The sequence below is a fragment of the Rhodococcus sp. 4CII genome (assembly GCF_014256275.1).
In the GTDB taxonomy this organism is placed as follows: Bacteria; Actinomycetota; Actinomycetes; order Mycobacteriales; family Mycobacteriaceae; genus Rhodococcus_F; species Rhodococcus_F wratislaviensis_A.
This window is the reverse complement of record NZ_JACCFE010000002.1, coordinates 2,022,582-2,042,237: the sequence shown is the minus strand read 5'-3', so window position 1 is coordinate 2,042,237 and position 19,656 is coordinate 2,022,582. Positions and strand designations below refer to the sequence as shown.

Annotated in this window: 16 protein-coding genes and 1 pseudogene; 8 read left to right on the top strand and 9 right to left on the bottom strand. The window is 67.8% G+C overall.

Features of this window, described 5'->3' with window-relative positions; genetic code table 11:
• Window positions 1-106 precede the first annotated feature (106 nt).
• From H0B43_RS10250 to H0B43_RS41415, 3 genes are all read left to right on the top strand, one after another.
• A complete protein-coding gene (locus H0B43_RS10250; RefSeq protein ID WP_185728018.1) occupies window positions 107-1,441 on the top strand; it encodes an acetyl-CoA C-acetyltransferase in 1,335 nt (444 codons plus the stop codon).
• Window positions 1,442-1,771: 330 nt separating this feature from the next.
• Entirely contained in the window at window positions 1,772-4,000 is a 2,229-nt protein-coding gene (locus H0B43_RS10245) for a VanW family protein (RefSeq protein ID WP_185728019.1), read from the top strand.
• Between the two features lie 546 nt (window positions 4,001-4,546).
• The gene (locus H0B43_RS41415; RefSeq protein ID WP_252189827.1) at window positions 4,547-5,140 is read left to right on the top strand and encodes a hypothetical protein; all 594 of its coding nucleotides are present in this window, start codon (window positions 4,547-4,549) and stop codon (window positions 5,138-5,140) included.
• A 110-nt stretch (window positions 5,141-5,250) separates the two neighbouring features.
• Here the strand turns inward: H0B43_RS41415 and H0B43_RS10235 are convergent, their stop codons facing one another.
• The 3 genes and pseudogenes from H0B43_RS10235 to H0B43_RS10225 all read right to left on the bottom strand — a co-directional run bounded on the left by H0B43_RS10235 (window position 5,251) and on the right by H0B43_RS10225 (window position 8,934).
• Window positions 5,251-7,086, bottom strand: coding sequence for an acyl-CoA dehydrogenase (locus H0B43_RS10235; RefSeq protein WP_185728021.1), 1,836 nt, complete (start codon window positions 7,084-7,086; stop codon window positions 5,251-5,253).
• An 82-nt stretch (window positions 7,087-7,168) separates the two neighbouring features.
• Window positions 7,169-7,791 (bottom strand): annotated as a pseudogene (locus tag H0B43_RS10230) (class I SAM-dependent methyltransferase).
• A gap of 21 nt (window positions 7,792-7,812) precedes the next feature.
• Complete coding sequence (locus H0B43_RS10225; RefSeq protein ID WP_185728022.1) at window positions 7,813-8,934, bottom strand: DUF4185 domain-containing protein; 1,122 nt, start codon at window positions 8,932-8,934, stop codon at window positions 7,813-7,815.
• A 286-nt stretch (window positions 8,935-9,220) separates the two neighbouring features.
• Here H0B43_RS10225 and H0B43_RS10220 point away from each other — a divergent pair, with 286 nt between their 5' ends.
• The gene (locus H0B43_RS10220; protein WP_185728023.1) at window positions 9,221-10,240 is read left to right on the top strand and encodes a beta-ketoacyl-ACP synthase III; all 1,020 of its coding nucleotides are present in this window, start codon (window positions 9,221-9,223) and stop codon (window positions 10,238-10,240) included.
• 10 nt (window positions 10,241-10,250) lie between these two features.
• Window positions 10,251-10,889 (top strand): DUF3060 domain-containing protein, encoded by a 639-nt coding sequence (locus tag H0B43_RS10215; protein ID WP_185728024.1) that lies wholly within the window; start codon window positions 10,251-10,253, stop codon window positions 10,887-10,889.
• Here the strand turns inward: H0B43_RS10215 and H0B43_RS10210 are convergent, their stop codons facing one another.
• The 3 genes from H0B43_RS10210 to H0B43_RS10200 form a co-directional block, all read right to left on the bottom strand.
• The gene (locus H0B43_RS10210) at window positions 10,890-11,651 is read right to left on the bottom strand and encodes an HNH endonuclease family protein (protein WP_185728025.1); all 762 of its coding nucleotides are present in this window, start codon (window positions 11,649-11,651) and stop codon (window positions 10,890-10,892) included.
• A 74-nt stretch (window positions 11,652-11,725) separates the two neighbouring features.
• Window positions 11,726-12,886, bottom strand: a complete 1,161-nt coding sequence (locus H0B43_RS10205) for an alkaline phosphatase family protein (RefSeq protein WP_185728026.1) — start codon at window positions 12,884-12,886, stop codon at window positions 11,726-11,728.
• A 23-nt stretch (window positions 12,887-12,909) separates the two neighbouring features.
• Window positions 12,910-14,268 carry a cytochrome P450 gene (locus tag H0B43_RS10200; RefSeq protein ID WP_185728027.1) on the bottom strand — a complete coding sequence of 453 codons (1,359 nt, stop codon included), beginning with the start codon at window positions 14,266-14,268 and terminating at the stop codon, window positions 12,910-12,912.
• Between the two features lie 87 nt (window positions 14,269-14,355).
• Here H0B43_RS10200 and H0B43_RS10195 point away from each other — a divergent pair, with 87 nt between their 5' ends.
• Together H0B43_RS10195 and H0B43_RS10190 are read left to right on the top strand one after the other, a co-directional pair.
• Window positions 14,356-14,973, top strand: coding sequence for a TetR/AcrR family transcriptional regulator (locus H0B43_RS10195; protein ID WP_185728028.1), 618 nt, complete (start codon window positions 14,356-14,358; stop codon window positions 14,971-14,973).
• Window positions 14,974-15,022: 49 nt separating this feature from the next.
• Window positions 15,023-15,952, top strand: coding sequence for an alpha/beta fold hydrolase (locus tag H0B43_RS10190; protein WP_185728029.1), 930 nt, complete (start codon window positions 15,023-15,025; stop codon window positions 15,950-15,952).
• 37 nt (window positions 15,953-15,989) lie between these two features.
• Here H0B43_RS10190 and H0B43_RS10185 read toward each other — a convergent pair whose 3' ends face one another.
• Window positions 15,990-16,763, bottom strand: a complete 774-nt coding sequence (locus tag H0B43_RS10185; protein ID WP_185728030.1) for a VOC family protein — start codon at window positions 16,761-16,763, stop codon at window positions 15,990-15,992.
• Window positions 16,764-16,878: 115 nt separating this feature from the next.
• Between H0B43_RS10185 and H0B43_RS10180 the strand changes: the two genes are divergently transcribed.
• Window positions 16,879-18,165, top strand: a complete 1,287-nt coding sequence (locus H0B43_RS10180; protein ID WP_185728031.1) for an alpha-hydroxy-acid oxidizing protein — start codon at window positions 16,879-16,881, stop codon at window positions 18,163-18,165.
• Window positions 18,166-18,168: 3 nt separating this feature from the next.
• Here H0B43_RS10180 and H0B43_RS10175 read toward each other — a convergent pair whose 3' ends face one another.
• Together H0B43_RS10175 and H0B43_RS10170 are read right to left on the bottom strand one after the other, a co-directional pair.
• Window positions 18,169-18,465 (bottom strand): LuxR C-terminal-related transcriptional regulator, encoded by a 297-nt coding sequence (locus H0B43_RS10175; protein WP_185728032.1) that lies wholly within the window; start codon window positions 18,463-18,465, stop codon window positions 18,169-18,171.
• 106 nt (window positions 18,466-18,571) lie between these two features.
• A complete protein-coding gene (locus H0B43_RS10170) occupies window positions 18,572-19,651 on the bottom strand; it encodes a DUF1524 domain-containing protein (RefSeq protein ID WP_185728033.1) in 1,080 nt (359 codons plus the stop codon).
• Between the last annotated feature and the right edge of the window lie 5 nt (window positions 19,652-19,656).

Sequence of the window (19,656 nt, the reverse complement as noted above, 5' to 3'; positions counted from 1 at the left end):
GCGGTCAGTCACCGAGCACCGAGTGAAGTGCGGTGTCGACAAGTAACTTACTCCTGAGTAAGAATAGTAGCCAACAGGTAATCGCACCAGATCCTTGGAGACGTCAGTGACCAGCAAAGCTCGCACCAACCCGACCACCGCATCGGCGCCGAAGCCGGGCGGAAAGCAGCAGCGTCCCGTCGCGATCGTCGGCGGTAACCGTATTCCGTTCGCCCGCTCCGACCGCAAGTACGCGCAGGCGTCCAACCAGGACATGTTCACCGCCACCCTCGACGGACTGGTGAGCCGCTTCAACCTTCAGGGCGAGAAGCTGGGCCTCGTCGCCGGCGGCGCAGTCCTCAAGCACAGCCGCGACTTCAACCTGATGCGCGAATGCGTTCTCGGCAGCCCCCTCAGCCCGTACACCCCGGCCTTCGACCTGCAGCAGGCCTGTGGCACCGGACTGCAGTCGATCGTCGCAGTCGGCGACGCCATCGCGGCCGGCCGGATCGACGCCGGTGTCGGCGGCGGCGTCGACACCACCTCCGACGCCCCGATCGGCGTCAACGACGAACTCCGCGAATTCCTGCTGTCGCTGAACCGCGCGAAGAGCACCGGCGACCGCATCAAGCTCCTCGGCAACGTCCGCCCGTCGATGCTCGGCATCGAGATCCCGCGCAACGGCGAACCCCGCACCGGGCTGTCCATGGGCGAGCACGCCGCCATCACGGCCAAGGAATTCGGCATCCGCCGCGAGGACCAGGACGCGCTGGCCGCCGCCAGCCACCAGAACATGGCCGCCGCCTACGACCGCGGCTTCTTCGACGACCTGGTGACCCCGTTCCTCGGCCTCACCCGCGACGACAACCTCCGACCCGACTCCAGCGCCGAGAAGCTGGCCAAACTGAAGCCGGTCTTCGGAGTGAAGGCGGGCGACGCGACGATGACAGCGGGCAACTCCACCCCGCTCACCGACGGCGCGTCCGCGGTCCTGCTGTCCACCGACGAATGGGCCGCCGAACGCAAGCTCCCCGTGCTCGCGCATCTCGTCGATTCCGAGACCGCCGCCGTCGACTACATCCACGGCAAGGACGGCCTCCTGATGGCGCCGACGTACGCCATCCCGCGCCTGCTGGCCCGCAACGGCCTCACGCTGCAGGACTTCGACTTCTACGAGATCCACGAAGCGTTCGCGTCCGTCGTGCTGGCGACGCTGCAGGCGTTCGAATCGGACGAATACTGCAAGGAACGGCTCGGACTCGACGGCGCCCTCGGTTCCATCGACCGCAGCAAGCTCAACGTCAACGGGTCGTCGCTGGCGGCGGGGCACCCGTTCGCCGCCACCGGCGGCCGCATCGTCGCGTCGCTCGCCAAGATGCTGGCGGAGAAGGGTTCGGGCCGGGGCCTGATCTCGATCTGCGCCGCCGGCGGCCAGGGTGTGACGGCAATCATAGAGGCGTGAACCGACTGGCCGTTCCGGTAGCTGGGAGACCGGAAAGGCCAGCGCGCACGCAGTACGAGCGGGGATCCGGCAACGAGGGGTGGCCGGATCCCCGAAATCTTTTCCGACAGGTGTAACGCTGGAGATTAGCTGGCGATATCCCTGTCAGCCCCGTGTTGCTGCCTGACCCCCGACCTGGCAGCAGCGCGGGGCTCTTGCATTTCCGGCGGCCGGTACGCTGACGTGGGGGTCTCGACCGGGCCTCGCCCGGATCGGATCGCGCTTGAAATGCAATGAGCACCGACGGCAAGCTGAGGCCCGCACGAAGGACAACTCGGTGAGAGGGCCACGGTGAACGACGAAGACGGCGACAAGGGGCGCACTGCACCCGAACGGTCGACGCCGGACCCTTCCACGACGCCCGACGGCATCGAACCCGGGAGCGTCGAGCCCGGGAAGGTCGAGAACGGGAGCACAGTCCCGAGTGCCGACGAGGCTCCGGCTCCCGAGGCTTCCGCGGAACAGCGGAGTGCCGACGAGGCCCCGACAACACAGTTGAACCTCGGTGACCTGGGGGAATCTTCGGATCAGCAGGATCCGCAACCGCCGGTGTGGGTGGAGCCGCCGGCGAACGAGGACGTCACGCAGGTGATTCCCGTGATTCCGGCGGGCCCCGTTCCCGGACCGACTGCGGCGCATACCGCGGCGGCGGAGAATCCGACGGTGGTGGCACCGCCCGCTGCGCCGCCGCGACCCGAAGCCGAGCCGGCCGCGACGACGGCCGAGGAGACTCCGGCCCGTGCCCCGTGGATGAAGATCGCCGCCGTCATCGGTGGTGTGATCGCTGTGCTCGGCCTCGCGTACGCCGCGGACCTCGCGGTGTCGTCCGGAAAGCTGCCGCGCGGCGTGACGGTGGCCGGCGTCGATGTGGGCGGTTCATCCCGCGAGGAGGCGGAGGCCACGTTGCAGGCGCAGGTCGGCCCCCGGGTTGATCAGCCGCTGACGGTGCAGGCCGGCGACGTGTCCACGGAGCTCGTTCCCGCCGACGCCGGGCTCGGGGTCGATTGGGAGGCAACCCTCGATCGAGCCGATTCGCAGCCGCTGAATCCGTTCACCCGCCTCACGTCGTTCTTCACCACCGACGAGATCGGGGTGGTGTCGACCCGCGACGAGGCCGCGCTGGCGTCCGCCGTCGACGAGCTGCGAGGTGACACAGATCGCGCGTCACGCGAGGGAACCGTCGTGTTCGAGGGCGCGACCCCGGTGCCGGTGGATCCGTCCACCGGACAGAATCTGAACGGTGAGGGTGCCGAGGCGGCGTTGACCGAGCAGTGGGCCTTCGGCCGGACGGTGGAACTGCCCGTCGACGTCGTGCCCGTCACGGTGACCGAGGAAGGCGTCCAGAAGGCGCTCGACGACGTGGCCGCGCCCGCGGCGTCGGCGGATCTGGTGGTCACCGGTCGTGACGGCAAGGTCGCGACGGCGCCGCGTCAGCAGATCGGTGCCATCGTCGGTTTCGAGCCGGACGGCGCAGGCGGGCTGAAGCCGACGTACAACCTCGAGGCCGCCACCGGAATCCTCGCTCCTCAGCTCGTCTCGACCGAGATCGCACCGAAGGATGCCGCGATCACGCTCGACGGGGGATCGCCCACGGTCGTCCCGGCAGTGGTCGGTGACCTGGTGCAGTGGCCCAAGACTTTGGAGACGTTGCCCGAGGTGTTGCGCGGCAACGGTTCTCACACGACCGCCGCGGTGTACGGCCCAGTCCCGCCCGCCCTCACCACGGAGGCCGCGCAGGGTCTCGGGGTGAAGGAGGTGATCGGCGAGTTCACCACCAGCGGGTTCTCCGCGGCGTCCGGCACGAACATCCGGCTCGCCGCCAGTGAGATCAACGGCGCGCTGATCAAGCCCGGCGACACCTTCTCCCTCAACGGGTACACCGGTCCGCGCGGCACGGCTCAGGGTTACGTGGAGTCCGGCATCATCAACAACGGCCGCCCGGACACCGCGGTGGGCGGCGGTGTGAGCCAGGTGGCGACGACGCTGTACAACGCCGCGTACTTCGCCGGCATGGAAGACGTCGCGCACACCGAGCACTCGTACTACATCTCGCGGTACCCCGAGGCGCGCGAGGCGACCGTCTTCGAAGGCGCCATCGACCTGCAGTTCCGCAACAACGCCAAGACGGGCGTGATGATCCAGGCCATCGGCGGCGCGTCCGATCTGACCATCCGGTTCTGGGGAACGAAGTCGGTCGACGTCGAGTCGATCACCGGTAACCGCACCAAGCCGACGCAGCCCGACACGGTCACCCTGCCCGCCGGCGATCACTGCATCGCCTCCAGTGGGGCCCCGGGTTTCACCGCCAGCGACACCCGGGTGATCTCCGATCATGCCACCGGACAGGAGATTTCCCGGAACACCAGGACCGTCCGCTACGACCCGGTCCCGATCGTCAAATGTGAGACGCCCGGCGCGCCCAAGCCCGACGAGCGCACCCCCGCCGCCTCGCCGGCTCCGACCACGCCACCGGAGAGCCCGAAGCCCACCGCGAAGCCGAAGCCGGGCGAAGGCGAGTAGCCGCACTTCTTCCCGGTAGCCGCACCCCTTCTGGGGTCCCAATTCGTGTGCGGGTGTCGAGAACGGGTGCGTTCGTCGGGGAGTTGTCCACAGATCGCAAATCGGGTAGTGCGGTGGGAGTGCGCGGCCGCGAGTATCGACGCCATGGAACATGAGCCCGGGGAGTTGATCCTGCGGCGGGACGCGCTGGCTGCCGGCTTCACCGACGACGAAATACGCCGCCTTTACACGAGGGGAGGTTGGCGACGGGTCGGTCATGGCGCCTACGTCGGCGAATCGGCATTCGAGCATGCGACGCCCGAAGCGCGACACCGGCTCTTGATCGACGCGACGGTTCCGCGAATGTCGGGGGACGCGGTCCTGAGTCACCAGTCGGCCGCCGTCGTGTATGGATTGCCGGTGTGGAAGACGCCACTCGATCGGGTGCAGGTCACCCGGAACCGCCGGAGCGGCGGGCGCATCAAGACCCGCGTGACGGTGCATTGCTCCTCGCTGGACGGCCACGTTGCGGAGGCAGACGGGTACCTCGTGACGACACCGTCGCGGATGGTCGTGGATCTCGGCCGTACGCTCCCGTTCGAGCAGGCCGTGGTGACAGGAGACGCGGCCGTCCGGACGTTCGGAATCAGCCCCGGGGACCTGGAATGCGAGCTCGCATCGGCGCAGGGCCGGAAGGGTGTGGGTGCTGCACGCCGTGTCGTGCAATTTCTCACCGGATACAGCGAAAGTGTCGGGGAATCTCGCAGTCGGGTGATGTTCTCGACCACGGGGTTACCGTCGCCATCCCAGCAGGGTGTGGTTCGCGGATACGACGGCAGAATCCTTGGCCGCGTTGACTTCTACATCGAGAGTTCGGGTTTTCTGGGCGAATTCGACGGTCGCGTGAAATACGAGCGGATGCTGAAACCTGGTCAGGAAGCGGGTGACGCGGTGTTCGCCGAGAAGCGACGCGAAGATGCCATGCGGGAACTCGGCTTTCAGATGGTGCGATGGACGTGGGACGAGCTGAGTGACCCGCTTCGGCTCGCTGCTCGCATCCGTCCGGTGCTCACACGGGGAAAAACATCGCTGCCTCCGATGGGGAGGGTTGAGCAATCGGCACTGCCAGTGGCGCGGCGACTGACGCTGCGAACTCTGTAGCCAATGACAAACGCACCCCTCCTGGGCAGACGCACCCGGAATCGTGTCCGAAATGGGGTGCGTGTGCGGAGAAGGGGTGCGTCTGCGGAGATCAGAAGGTGTGAAGCCGATCAGAACGCTGCTTCGTCGAGCTCCATGATGTCGTTGTCGAGGTTGGCGACGATGCCGCGGGTGGCGGTCAGCTCGGGCAGGACGTTCTTCGCGAAGAAGGACGCGATGGCTACCTTGCCCTCGTAGAACGCCTTGTCCTTGGCGTTGGCACCTTCGTCGAGGGCCTTGATCGCGATCTCGGACTGACGCAGCAGCTGCCAGCCGATGAGCAGGTCGCCGACGGACATCAGGAATCGGACGGAACCGAGCCCGACCTTGTACAGCTCGGACGGCTGCTCCTGCGCACCCATGAGGTATCCGGTGAGGGTGGCGGCCATGGTCTGGACGTCCTCGAGGGCGGTGGCGAGCAGGGCACGCTCGGCCTTGAGACGACCGTTGCCTGCCTCGCTGTCGATGAACTTCTTGACCTCGCCGGCGATGTGCGCGAGGGCCACCCCGCGGTCGCGGGCGATCTTGCGGAAGAAGAAGTCCTGCGCCTGGATGGCGGTGGTGCCCTCGTACAGCGAGTCGATCTTGGCGTCGCGGATGTACTGCTCGATCGGGTAGTCCTGCAGGAAGCCGGAGCCGCCGAACGTCTGGAGGCTGTCGGTGAGGTACTGGTACGCCCGTTCGGAGCCGACACCCTTGACGATCGGGAGCAGCAGGTCGTTGACGCGGAACGCGAGGTCCTTGTCGGCGCCGGACACCAGCTTGGCGGTGGCCTCGTCCTGGTGCGCCGCCGTGTACAGGTACACGGCGCGCAGGCCCTCGGCGTACGCCTTCTGCATGGCGAGGGCGCGACGGACGTCGGGGTGGTGCGTGATGGTGACGCGCGGCGCGGCCTTGTCCGTCATCTGCGTGAGGTCGGCGCCCTGGACGCGTTCCTTCGCGTACTCGAGGGCGTTGAGGTAGCCGGTGGAGAGGGTGGCGATGGCCTTGGTGCCGACCATCATGCGGGCGTGCTCGATGACGTCGAACATCTGCGCGATGCCGTTGTGGACCTCGCCGACGAGCCAGCCCTGGGCGGGAATTCCGTGGCCGCCGAAGGTGACCTCACACGTGGCGGAAACCTTCAGGCCCATCTTGTGCTCGACGTTGGTGACGAAGGCGCCGTTGCGTTCGCCGAACTCGTTGGTCTCGAAGTTGAAGTGCGTCTTGGGGACGAAGAACAGCGACAGTCCCTTGGTGCCGGGGCCTGCGCCTTCGGGGCGGGCCAGGACCAGGTGGAAGATGTTCTCGAACAGGTCGTCGGAGTCGGCGGACGTGATGAACCGCTTGACGCCCTCGATGTGCCAGGAGCCGTCGTCCTGCTTGATGGCCTTGGTGCGGCCCGCGCCGACGTCGGAACCGGCGTCGGGTTCGGTGAGGACCATGGTGGCGCCCCAGCCGCGTTCGACGATGGTGGCGGCCCACTGCTTCTGCTCGTCGGTGCCGTTGTTGAACAGCACGTCCGCGAATGCGGGTCCGGCCTGGTACATGTGCGCGGCCGGCTGGGCGCCGAGGATCAGCTCACCGATGGCCCACACGACGGATCGCGGCACGGGAACGCCGCCGATCTCCTCGGAGAGTCCCATGCGGTACCACTCGGCGTCCCACAGTGCGCGGAACGACTTCTTGAAGGATTCCGGCAGGGTGACGGTGTGGTTCTCGGGGTCGAAGACCGGCGGGTTGCGGTCGGCATCGGCGAAGGACTCGCCGAGCGGTCCTTCGGCGAGACGGGCAACCTCGCTGAGCATGTTGCGGACGGTGTCGGCGTCGAGATCGCCCCACACGCCGTCACTCAGCGGCTGCTCGAGACCGAGTACCTCGAAGAGGTTGAACTCCAGGTCGCGGACGTTGCTCTTGTAATGGCCCATGTCTTCTGTCTCTCCCAGTGAGATGGTGCGGTCTATCAGTAAGTACCGCCCAAGTTATTACTCGTCGGTAACATCGCCGATATTACGCCCGATTTACCTGACTGCCAAGACTCGGGCGGTGTGCGACGACGAGCGCGTCGATCGCCGTTCCGGCATCGGTCTCCCGGAAGCGCCGTTCTGCGACGTCGACGACGAGTCGGCCTGCGATCGAATTCAACAAATCTTCTGGGGTGTAAAGGATTTCGAGGTCCTGAGGGCCTCCGACTCCCTGTGACAAGTTAACGGCGTCATGCCCCAAAATCATGAGGATTCCATCAGGTTTCAGTGCAGATATGGCGCGGTTCACAACCCGCAACCGCTCCGCAGGAGCGAGGTGGAGGTAGATCACGAGCACGAGGTCGTACTCGCCGCCGAGGTCCGAATCGGTGACGTCGGCGACGCGGTAGTCGAGTCGCTCGCGGACCGATCGGGGCGCGTCGGCGGCCACCCGGCGGGCCTTGTCGACGGCCACGGCCGAGTAGTCGAGGCCCGTCACCTCCCAGCCGCGGGTGGCGAGCCACAGTGCGTTGCGACCCTCCCGCACGCCAGGTCGAGTGCGCGACCGCGGGGTAGAGCAGTGACCTGCTCGACCACGACGGCGTTGGGTGGGGCGCCCCACACCAGTTCGCTCTGTGAATACCGTTCGTCCCAGGCCGCTGCATCCATGCCCTGACGCTAGTACGACGGCTACGGAGTCAGGGTGGTGTGCATGAGGAGCACGTTGTAGTTGTTGTGCACGGTCGTGAGGAAGTAGAGGTCGGGTCCCGACGACCACGGATGGATGTAGGCGCCGTACGCGGAGGGGAGTTCCCGGGTGTCGACGAGCACCTCCGGCGGGCCCCACGGCCCGGTGACCGACGGTGAGCGTCGCATGACCACCGAGTTGTACTGGTCGGTGGTCAGCATCAGGTACTGGCCGAGGTACTGGTTGTACGCGACGGACAATTCGCCGACTCCGCCCGGCATTATCGGCTTCGCGACGTCGGGGTTGCCCTTGATCCACTTGGCGCCGTCGAAATATTCGTACGCGCCGAGATCCATGATCTGAGCTTCCGGGACCCGCGCGATGTGGACGAGACCGCCGCGGCCGGCGGGGGTGCCGTACTGATAGATGAAACCGTCGGCCTTGACGAACGCGCTCATCTGGAAGTTGGCGTTACCGCCGACATTCGGCCGCTGCGTCTCGGGGGCGACGGTCCAGTTCTCGCCGTTGTCCTGGGAGTACACGAGGCCGGAGTAGTTGGTGTCCCACGTTCCGGCCGGACCCCAGTTCTTCACCGACATCATGCTCAGCACCTGGGTGTTGCCGGCGGCGACGCCGGCGGTGGGGATGCGGCTGATCTCGACGAACGGGATCTTGGGGCTCGGGACGAGTTCCTTGGACTGGCCGAAGATGTCGCGCGGCGAGCTGTCGAAGTTCATCCCGTCCGACAGGATGCCGTCCGAGCTGCGGAAGAGTGTGCTGCTGCGCCAGGCCCACAGGCTGCCCGACAGCAGGTTGGGCAGCCCGAGCCCGGCGGAGTCGCCGAACGCCGTGAGGACCTGGCCCTGGCCGTTGTCCCACATGATGCCGAGGTCGGTGCCGAGGACGTTGGCGTCCTGGGTGCGGTTCGGGCTGAGCATGCCGGTCTGTTGCGCGACCGCCTGGGTGCGCCCGGTGAGGCGCGGTATCCCGTTGGTGCCGTTGAGGCCGGGAATCGGGTTGATGGCGTTGGGATTCGCTGCCGCCGGACCGGCGAAGCCGAAGGTGATCAACGTCACCGCCGCGCCGACGAGTGACGCTGCTGCAAGAGCTCTGGTTCGCTTCACGAGGGACTCTCCATCTCTGGCAGCAGGCGGCACTGCGTGGCCTGGAACGACCACTCCCCCTACCGGTGATCAACTGCTGGAAACCGGGGAAAGTCTAACAAGTACGTTCGTGCCGAAGTGTGGGTTTGACCGCCCTTTTCGTGTCGTCGCATTTCTCCTCCGACCTCTTGTTACCGGCGAGTAACAGGAACCGGTGCTACCCCGTGGGCGGCGCTCGACGTAACGTGTGCTGGCGACAAGTCCACACTGCGCGTAACCACGCGGGACCTGATGAGGAGATCGATCGATGGGAAAGCAGATTGCCACCGTGGCTGGAGGTCGGCAGTCCGCCCTTCTCGGGCTCGGCGCGTATCGGCCCGAGCGGGTTGTCACCAACGACGAGATCTGTGAACTGATCGACTCGACGGACGAGTGGATCCAGTCTCGCTCGGGCATCCGGAACCGGCGGTTCGCGGCGGAGAACGAGGACGTCGTCACGATGTCCATCGAGGCCGGACGCAAGGCCATCGAGGCGAGCGGTATCGACCCCGAGCAGATCGGCTGCGTCATCGTCGCCACGTCGACGTATCTCCTCCTGACGCCGCCCGCCGCGGCTCTGGTAGCCGACGCGCTGGGTACCAGCGGTCCCGGTGCGTTCGACCTCGGTGGCGGTTGCGCCGGCTTCTGCACGGCGCTGACCGTGGCGTCGGATCTGGTGCGCGGCGGATCGGTCGACTACGCCCTCGTGGTGGGTGTCGAGAAGATGAGCGTCACCACCGAACCGACGGACCGCTCCACGCGCTTCATCTTCGGTGACGGTGCCGGTGCCGTCGTGGTCGGCAAGAGCGACGTCGCGGGCATCGGGCCGGTGGAGTGGGGTTCGGACGGCTCCCAGTCCGACGCCATCGTGCAGGACCTGGACTGGTACGAATACATCACGACGCCGGGCGCCAAGCGTCCGTACATCAAGATGGCCGGCACCGCGGTGTTCCGCTGGGCAGCCTTCGAGATGGGCAAGGTCGCGCTCGCCGCCGTCGAGAAGGCCGGACTGACCGTCGAGGATCTGGACGCCTTCGTTCCGCATCAGGCGAACTCCCGGATCACCGAGGTGATCGCCCGCAGCATGAAGCTTCCCGAGAACGTGCCGGTCTCCGACGACATCGCCGAGTCCGGCAACACCTCGGCCGCGTCCGTGCCGCTCGCGATGGAAGCGATGCTGGCGAACGGAGACGTCAAGCCCGGCGACACCGCGCTGCTCCTCGCGTTCGGTGCCGGTCTGTCCTACGCGGGCCAGGTTGTCACGATGCCGGTGCTCGCGCAGAGCTGATCTGCGTTCTATGCACAACCTCCGGCGGAGCGGTTTCCGCGCCGCGGCCACGATCGCCTGTCTGGTGGTGGTGGCCGCGGCGTCCGGCGGGTGCGGACGGGACGCCGCGCACGACAGCGAACCGGCCCGAGGCGACGGCTCCGCGGTGGAACTGAACTCGGGCGGCGATTGCGCGGGCCGCGACGTGATCGTGAACAAGGACGGCGCCGGGGTCGTGCTCGACGGTGAATGCGGCACCGTCACGATCGAGGCCAACGGCGTCTCGGCGAACGTGGCCAGGTCGAACGCGGTGATCGTGCGCGGTCAGGACACCGGGCTCGTCGGCGGGCAGACCGGAACTCTCACCATAGCGGGGCGCAGCAACAGTGCCACCATCGACGTCGTCGAGTCGATCGACCTGCAGGGCAACGCCGTGACCGTGCTCGGCACGCAGGCGGAGCGGATCTCGGTCGGCGGAAGTGGGAACTCCGTGAACGTCGACGACTCCGGGGCGATGACGGTGAGCGGTAACGACAACGTCGTGCGCGCCGTGTCGCTCGACTCCCTCGACGTCTCCGGTTCCAACAACACGGTCGACTGGGATTCCGGTGCGACGGCCGCGGCGGCCGACACGGGCTCGGCGAACCGGCTCACCCCGCCCGGCGCGTGATCATCGGGCGCCGCAGCCGGTGAGCACCGCGGCCATCGCGTCGTGCTCGGCGGGTGTCACCCAGAGCCGGTACGCCACTTTCACTTCGACCTGACGTGCCACGTAGGTGCAGCGGTACGCCGCCAGCGGGGGCAGCCACGTCGATGCGTCGGCGTCGCTCTTGCGCTGATTGGTCGGGCCGTCCACCGCCTGCAGGTTGCGGGGGTCGTTCGCGAGGTCGGCCCGCGTCTGGGCGTCGAGGAGTTGCGCACCCTTCTGCCACGCGTCCGACAACGCCACCACGTGATCGATCTGCACCGCGTCCGACGTCCTGGTGCCCCGGGTGAACGCAATGATGTTGCCCGTGTACAGATCCCGCAACGTCCCCGACTGCACCACGCAGTCGCGGGTGCGGTCGCGTGAGGTGATGTCGACGAGGTCGCGTCGGAGGATGTCGTTGCGGGTGTCGCAGCCGTTGTGTCCGAGCGCCACCGACACGTTGTCGGTCCAGCTGGCGCCGAACAGTTCCCGGTCGTATCCGGTCTTGGGTGCCCGCCCCTTCACGTCGAGGGTGGTGAGCGCGACGAAGGCCGACTGTATCTGTTGTGCGTCAGTGACTTCCGATGGCGCGATCGGTTCGGTGCCGGCGGCGAGGGTGTCGTCGGGGGCGGGGGACAGCATCGCGACGAGAACCACGATCACGAGGCCGGCGAGGATCCAGGGCCACTTGTTCCGGACGGTCGTGATGATGGAGCCGGTGTTCGGTACCGCAGAGCGGGGCATGAATCTCTCCTGAAATCAACGCTGTTCGTCATTTCTATCAGGAGTGGTGCCGGGGGCCGTTGAGCGGCCCGGGATTACGGGGTGACGGTGTGGAGCAGGGGGATCAGCAACTCGTCGTCGCTGAGGGCGCCGTGCTGGCCGGGCAGTGCGGACAGCCTCGATTCCGCCTTCCTCCGCACCACGGCGGCACCGCCCTGCGCGATGGCGACGACGTCCCCGATGCGGTCCTGCACCTCGGACCGCACAGCGGGGCCGAACAGCCCGGCGGTGACGGCCTCGTCCCGCGTTCCGATCCACATGCGGTGTCCCAGTTCGCTCCTCCACCGGGAGGCGACGTCGTGCGCGGCTCCGGCCCTTGCGTGGACGTGCCTGCAGCGGGGTTCGCCGGCGAGGGCCGACACGCCGTCCGACAACGCCGGCGTGCTGTCGAAGTCGATCTTGTCCGCGTCGTCGACGGTGATCATGCCGTGGTCGGCGGTGACGTGGAGGGTGATGCCCGGACCCGCGGCCGCGAGACCGGCGACGAGTTTCTCGACGAGCCGGTCGACGACGGCGAGCTGCTGCAGCCAGGATTCGGCTCCCGGACCGTAAATGTGCCCGAGCGTGTCGATTTCGCTGAGATAGCAGTACGTGAGGGTCCGTTCGCCGGACCGGGAGGCGGCGACGACGTGTGCGATGAGGTCACCGTACGCGTGTATGCCCCGGAACGTGCCGCCGCGGAGGACGGCGCGGGTGAGGCCGGACCCGTCGAACTTCGCGGGCACCACGGTCGTGCACGTGATGCCGTCCGCCGCGGCACGTTCGAACACCGTGGGTGCGGGCTGGACCACCTCGGGAACCAGCCGGGTGAGTTCGTCGCCCTTGTGCCCGGCGCGCCACGACAGCCAGTTGAGCGTGCCGTGAACCGCACGAACGTATGACTGGTAGCCGGTGATGCCGTGGCTGCCCGACGGCAGTCCGGTGCCGAACGACGCGATGCTGGTGGCCGTCGTGGTGGGGAACCCGGCCCGGATCGGCCGCCCCGCGAGGCCGTCCAGGAACGGCGCGTGTTCGCGGTGACGCCGCAGCAGCGTCCAGCCCAGCCCGTCGATCAGGAGCACGACGGTGTGCCGGCTGTCGGGCAGGTGCAGCCGGTTGGGTTCGCCGGCGACCCCCAGCGAGGCGAGAACGGACGGCATGAGGGCCGACAGCGTGGCTTGCGAGTACACGTCGAGCGGCGGCGCCGAAACGGTCATGACCCCCACTATGGTCGAACTTCTCAGTGGATGCGGTGATACAGGTCCACGGGTTGGCCGTCGGAGGGGAACGGCAGCGAGGTGTAGTTCAGCGGGGCGATGTAATCGGGGCTCACCTGCCAGTCGAATCGCTGCAGCAGGTGATGCATGACCGTCTTGATCTCGGCGCCGGCAAAATGCATTCCCAGGCATTTGTGCACGCCGCCGCCGAACGGTTCCCATGCGAACCGGTGCACCTTGTCCTCGCGGCGTTCGGGTGCGAACCGCTCGGGGTCGAACCTCTCCGGGTCGGGCCAGTACTCGGGCATGTGGTGCGTGAAGTGCACGACCACGGACATGTACGTTCCCCGTGGGATGTAGCAGCCGAGCACCTCGGTGTCCTTCACTGCCCGGCGGGCGACCACCGGCACCGGTGGGACGAGGCGCAGGCACTCCTTCATCACGAGGTCCAGGTCGGTGAGTTCGTCGAGTTGGTCGTAGGTCGGGGTGGTCGTGCCGAGCGCCGCCGACTGCCGCCTGCAACGCTCCTGCCATTCGGGATGCTGGCCGAGGTACTGCATCATCGTCGACAGGGTGATCGTGGACGTGTCGTGGGCGGCCATCAGCAGGAAGATCATGTGGTTGACGACGTCGTCGTCGCCGAACCGCCTGCCCTCGTCGGACTCGATGTGGCAGAGCGCGGAGAACAGATCGTCGCCTGCATCCGCGCGCCGGGCGGGCAGGTAGCGACGGAAGAAGTCCTCGAGGCGCGCGCGTCCGTCGATGCCGCGTTTCCACCGGGTTCCGGGCAGTGGGTACCGCACCACAGAGGTGGCGGCCTGCACGCAGTCGACGAAGGCTTTGTTGATCTCGGCCATCTCCCGGTGCGTCGACCCCTCGGCACCGCCCATGAAGATGCTCGTGGCGAGATCCAGCGTCAGTTCCTTCAGTGCGGGGTACGCGGTGAACCCGAGGGCGGGCTGCCAGGCGTCGAGTCCCCTCTCGACCGCGGGATGGAGTGCCTCGGTGTAGCGCGACAACCGGTCGCGGGTGAACGCCTGCTGCATGATCCGCCGATGCGCGAGGTGTTCGTCGCCGTCGAGGAGCATGAGGCCGCGGTGGAAGAACGGCCCGATCAGCACGCTCCACCCGTCGCTGTTGACGAATGCCCGTTCCTTGTTCTGCAGGATCTCCTGGCAGCCGTCCGGCCCGAGCACGGTGACCCACCTCTTGCCGGCCATGCTCAGCCAGGACACGGGACCGTAACGATCCCAGCGGCTCTGCAGCAGTCCCATCGGGTCGCGGAAGTAGTCGAGCGAGTGTCCGATGACAGGGAATCCGGCATTGCCCGAGATGGGTAGCAGGGCACTTTCCGGTGGGGGAGCAGCGAGAACTTTGGGCATCGGCCCTCCTCGTCGGCGTATGTGACAGGGCGTCCTGTCAGATGTGTGTAGTGTGCGTCACCCCTGCAGGTCTGTCAACATCGAGTGATGAGTCGGCCGGCGCGGCAGTACCGCGGACGAAGTTCGGAGGAGCGGGCCTCGGACCGTCGCGCGCGGCTGCTCGAGGCGGGACTGAAGGTGTTCGGCACCGTCGGCGGCGAGAAGGCGACCATGACCGCCATCTGCGCCGAGGCGAAACTGACGGAACGCTACTTCTACGAGAGCTTCCGCAGTCGGGACGACCTGCTGGTGCAGGTGATCGAGGGCATCGCCGCGGAGATCGGGGAGGCCGCGCGGGTCACCCTGCAGACCGTGACCGGTGACCCGGAGGTGCGGGCGCGAGCCGCCATCGCGACGTTCGTCGACATCCTGACGACCGACCCGCGGAAGGGCAGGGTGTCGATCATCGAGTCGGCGGGCGCCGAGCCGCTGCGGACGCGCAGACGCGAATTGTTGCGAGCGTTCGCGCTGCTGGTCGCCGAGGAATCGAAGGCGCTGTACGGCGACCGGGCGTGGTCGTCGCCGCAGGACGAGATCACCGCACTGCTGTTCGTGGGCGGGCTCGCGGAACTCATGACTGCGTGGCTGAACGGCGAGATCGAGGTGTCGCCCGATCAGATCGTCGACGCCGCGACCTACCAGTTCACGTCCACCGCGCACCGCTGATCGGGTCCCGAACGAAAACGTGACGACGGTCACGTGCGAAGCTGTGGGAATGGTGGATATCGCACGCCCGCAGTTGGAGGGCACAGTCGCCGTAGGCGAGGGGCGTCGGCTCGGCTTCGCGGAATTCGGTTCGGCTCAGGGCAGGGCAGTGTTCTGGCTGCACGGCACACCCGGTGCGCGCAGGCAGGTGCCGATGGAGGCGCGTGCGTTCGCCGAACGTGAGCACGTGCGGCTGATCGGGATCGACCGGCCGGGGGTGGGGTCGTCGACGCCGCACCGGTACGGCGCCGTGGTCGACTTCGCGGAGGACCTGCGCACGGTCGCCGACACCCTGGGCATCGATCAGATGGCGCTCGTCGGACTGTCCGGCGGCGGCCCTTACACGCTGGCGGCGGCGCACGCGATGCCCGATCGGGTGATCGCGGCCGGCATCCTCGGCGGTGTCGCGCCGACGCAGGGACCCGACGCCATCCGCAGCGGTTTGATGGATCTCGCGGTGCTGGCGGCACCGGTGCTGGCGGCGGGCGGCGTCCCGGTCGGGCTGGCGGCGAGTTCCGTCATCAGGCTGGCGAGGCCGTTCGCGTCGCCGATCATCGACCTGTACGGGCGGCTGTCCCCGGAAGGCGACCGCCGCCTGCTCGCGCGGCCGGAGTTCAAGGCGATGTTCCTGGACGATCTGCTCAACGGCGGCAGCAAACAGCTCAGTGCCCCGTTCGCGGACCTCGTACTGTTCGCACGGGACTGGGGATTCCGGGTCAATGCGGTCAAGACCCCCGTGCGCTGGTGGCACGGCGACTGCGACCACATCATCCCCCTCCGGCACGGGCAGCACATGGTTGCGCTGCTCCCGGACGCCGAGTTCCACACGATGCACGGAGAGAGCCATCTCGGCGGTCTGGGCATGTCGGAGGAGATCCTCCGCTCACTCCTGGACATCTGGGACGCCAAGGAGGCGCAGGCGTCGTTCGGTCCGGTGTGAAACGGCGGCGCGGACGGGCCGCGCCGCCGGCACCGGTTCAGGACTGCAACGTGGTGATCTGGAATGCGGCGCCGAGGGGATCGGCGACGGACGCGAGCCGTCCGAACGGGGTGTCCTCCGGTTCACGCCGGACGCTGCCCCCCAGTTCGGTCACCTTCGCGACCGCTGCATCGGTGTCCTCGACGCCGATGTAGAACTGCCAGAACGAGGGGGAACCCTCGGGCAGGAACGAGCCGGCGTCCATGATGCCGGCGACGGTGCGGTCGCCGAGGTTGGCCTGGGAGTAGCGGAATTCGTCTGTGTCGCCGAGGGTCTGGTAAGTCCAGCCGAAGACGTCCGCGTAGAAGGGGAGTGCCGCCGCGTAGTCGCGGGACAGCGTTTCGTGCCAGACGGGTGCGCCGGGTTCGTCGACCAGTCCGAAGCCGCTGTGCTGATCGGCCTGCCACACGCCGATGACGGCGCCGGCGGGATCGCCGAGAATGGCCATCGTGCCCTGGTCGCCGACGGTCATCGCGGGCATCATCACCTGGCCGCCGGCCGCGGCGGCCTTCGCTGCGGTGGCCTCGGCGTCCTCGGACGCGATGTACGTGGTCCAGACGTTCCCGTACGGGTTCCCCTGCTGCTGGGGGCCCAGCCCCGCAATGGGTTTGCCTTTGCTGCTGAAGATGGAGTAACCGCCGTACTGCGGATCCTCGTTGGTGTCGGAGTTCCACCCGAACAGCCCCGTGTAGAACGGAATGACCTGTTGTGGGTCGGAACTGGTGAGATCGATCCAGCAGGGAGCCCCGGTGAGGGACGGACGGTCGGGCATCGCGGTCTCCTAGGACGTCTGTGAGCGAAGTGGCGCACCATGTGGGGCCGGTCACAAACCTACGCGTCCCGCCGACCCGGCGCCGGTCCGTGTTGCGTTGTGCAAGACTCTGCCCATGTCTGCGAGCGAGAACCAGGACAGCCCGGGCCGGGCCCGTCAGAATCTGATCTACCGCGACGGCGTTCTCGGGCGCACGCCCACCGTTCCCGCCGACTTCGACACGCTCGAGCGGCGCGCGCGAAAGAAGATGAGCGCGAAGGGCTGGGCCTACGTGCACGGCGGCGCCGGACTGGGTCGCACGATGCAGGCCAACCGGGACGCGTTCGACAAGTGGCAGATCGTTCCCCGGGTGCTGCGCGACGTCTCGCGGCGCGACATCGGCGTGGAACTGTTCGGGCGCCGGATTCCGGCGCCGGTGCTGCTCGCTCCCGTCGGCGCGGCCGAACTGGCGAGGCCGGAGGCCGACGTGGCCATCGCCGCGGCCGCCGCGGAACTGGGTGTGCCGTACATCTTCTCCAACCAGGGCTGCGCCCCGATGGAGGAGAGCGCGGCGGCGATGGGGGATGCGCCCCGGTGGTTCCAGCTGTACTGGAGCACGGACGACGAGCTCGTGGACAGCCTGCTCCAGCGCGCGGAGAACATTCGCGCGGACGCGGTCGTCGTGACCCTCGACACGACGATGCTCGGCTGGCGACCGGAAGACCTCAACCTCGGCTCGCTGCCGTTCGCTCAGGGGCAGGGGATCGCGCAGTACACGTCCGACCCGGTGTTCCGCAGAATCGTGCACGACCGGATCAAGGCTGCGGCCAAGAAGCCGGACGTCGAGGTGACGCTCGGCGCGATCCGGTCGCTGGTGTCGATGACCCGGCGCTTCCCGGGCCGCTTCCTCGACAACCTCCGCTCGCCGGAACCCAGGGCCGCCGTGGAGACGTTCCTCGACATCTATTCCCGTCCGTCGTTGAGCTGGGCAGACATCGAGACCCTGCGCAGCCGGACGTCGCTCCCGATCCTCCTGAAGGGCGTGCTCCACCCCGACGACGCCCGGCGTGCACTCGACGCGGGAGTCGACGGCCTCGTCGTGTCGAATCACGGTGGGCGACAGGTGGACGGCAGCGTGTCGTCGCTGGACGCACTCGTCGACATCGCGCCCGTCGTCGACGGCCGCTTGACGCTGCTCCTCGACAGCGGAATCCGCACGGGAGCAGACGTCTTCAAGGCCCTCGCGCTCGGTGCGGACGCGGTGACGCTCGGCCGGCCCCACCTGTACGGTCTGGCCCTCGCGGGTCAGGCCGGCGCGCGGGACGCGACGGCCAACGTGATCGCCGAATTCGACCTCACGATGGGGCTCAGCGGGCTGACGTCGGTGGCCGAGATCGACCGCGACGCGCTGCGCCGGGCGTAGCCGTCAGAGTTCGGCGATGGTAATGATCCCGTCCTGAAGCGCCCGCACGAGCAATGCCGTCTTGGTCGACGCGTCACGCCCGACCAGCGCATACTTCTCGCGGATCCGGGTCAGGTGGGTATTGACCGTTCCGAGGGCGATGTGGAGGTCGGCGGCGACGGCGAGTTTGGAGTCGCCGCGCAACCAGTGCCGGAGCACTTCGACCTCGCGGGCCGACAAGGCCGGCTTCACGTAGGTGCGGGTGAGGGGCGGTTCGCCGGTGTGAGGGGGGTGCCCGAGTGCGTCGGGTGCAGTGGTCATGCCGATCTCATCTTTCTGACATGTACAGAGAGCTACAGGTACCCGACGTCCCTGCAGGCAGTTCAGGTTAACCTGCGGTCGCGGTGCGTGTCTCGGCAGGCCTGGTTCACTCACAGCCGACACCGTCGCCGTCGCGATCGAGATGTGTGCCGTAGCCCGGCTCGCCGATGTGGACCGGTGCCGCACCGGCAGCCCTGGCTGCAGCGCAGTTCTTGTAGTAGACGTCGCTCGGGGATGCCGTGTCGACGAACGGGACCGGCGCGGGCGCCGGAGCGGGAACAGGCGCCGGTGCGGGTTCGGGCACCGTGCTCGTCGTCGGGACGGGCGCCGCGGCCGGTGTCGCGGCCCCGCAGTCCTGCAGGACCCGGGCGATCGCGTCGTGCTCGGCCTGGGTCACCCACAGCCCGTACGCGGCTTTCACCGCCACCTGATCGGCCACATAGGTGCACCGGTAACTCTTGTTCGGGGGTAGCCAGGTGGCGGCGTCGCCGTCCGATTTCTGCTGGTTGGCGGGTCCGTCGACGGCCTCGAGGTTCCGCGGATCGTTCGCGAAGTTGACCCGGGTCGCGGTGTCGAGCTGCTGTGCACCCTTCTGCCAGGCATCGGACAGCGCGACGACGTGATCGATCTGCACGGCGTTCGACGTGCCCTCGCCGCGGACGAACGCGATGGTGGTGCCGGTGTACGGGTCGTGCAGCGTTCCGGTCTGCACCGCGCAGTCGTGGGTGCCCGGCTTGAACACGATCTGCTCGAGATCGCGCCCGAGGATGTCGTTGCGCGTGTCGCAGCCGTTGTGACCGCCCTCGACCGTGACGTCGTCGGTCCACGCCTGTCCGAAGAGGTCGCGGTCGTAGCCGGTCTTCGGTGCGCGTCCCTTGATGTCGAGACCGGCGAGTTGCTGCAGCGCGGCGGTCGCGTCGGCGCCGTCGGCCACGGCGGGCTCGATCGGAGAGAGGGCGAGCGCAGACGAAACCGGCACCGGTGTCGAGGAACTCGACGCCACACTCGCAGTCGTCGACGTGGCGACCGCGGGTGTCGCGGCCGCGGATGCTGCTGTGGCCTGGGCCGATTGGTCGTCCTGTGCGGGGCTGAGGAACGAGAACACAGCCACGGCTACGACGATGCCGCCGGTGATCCAGGGCCACTTCCTGCGAGTGACGGGCGACGAGGGCGGGGGGAAGGTCATGCCGG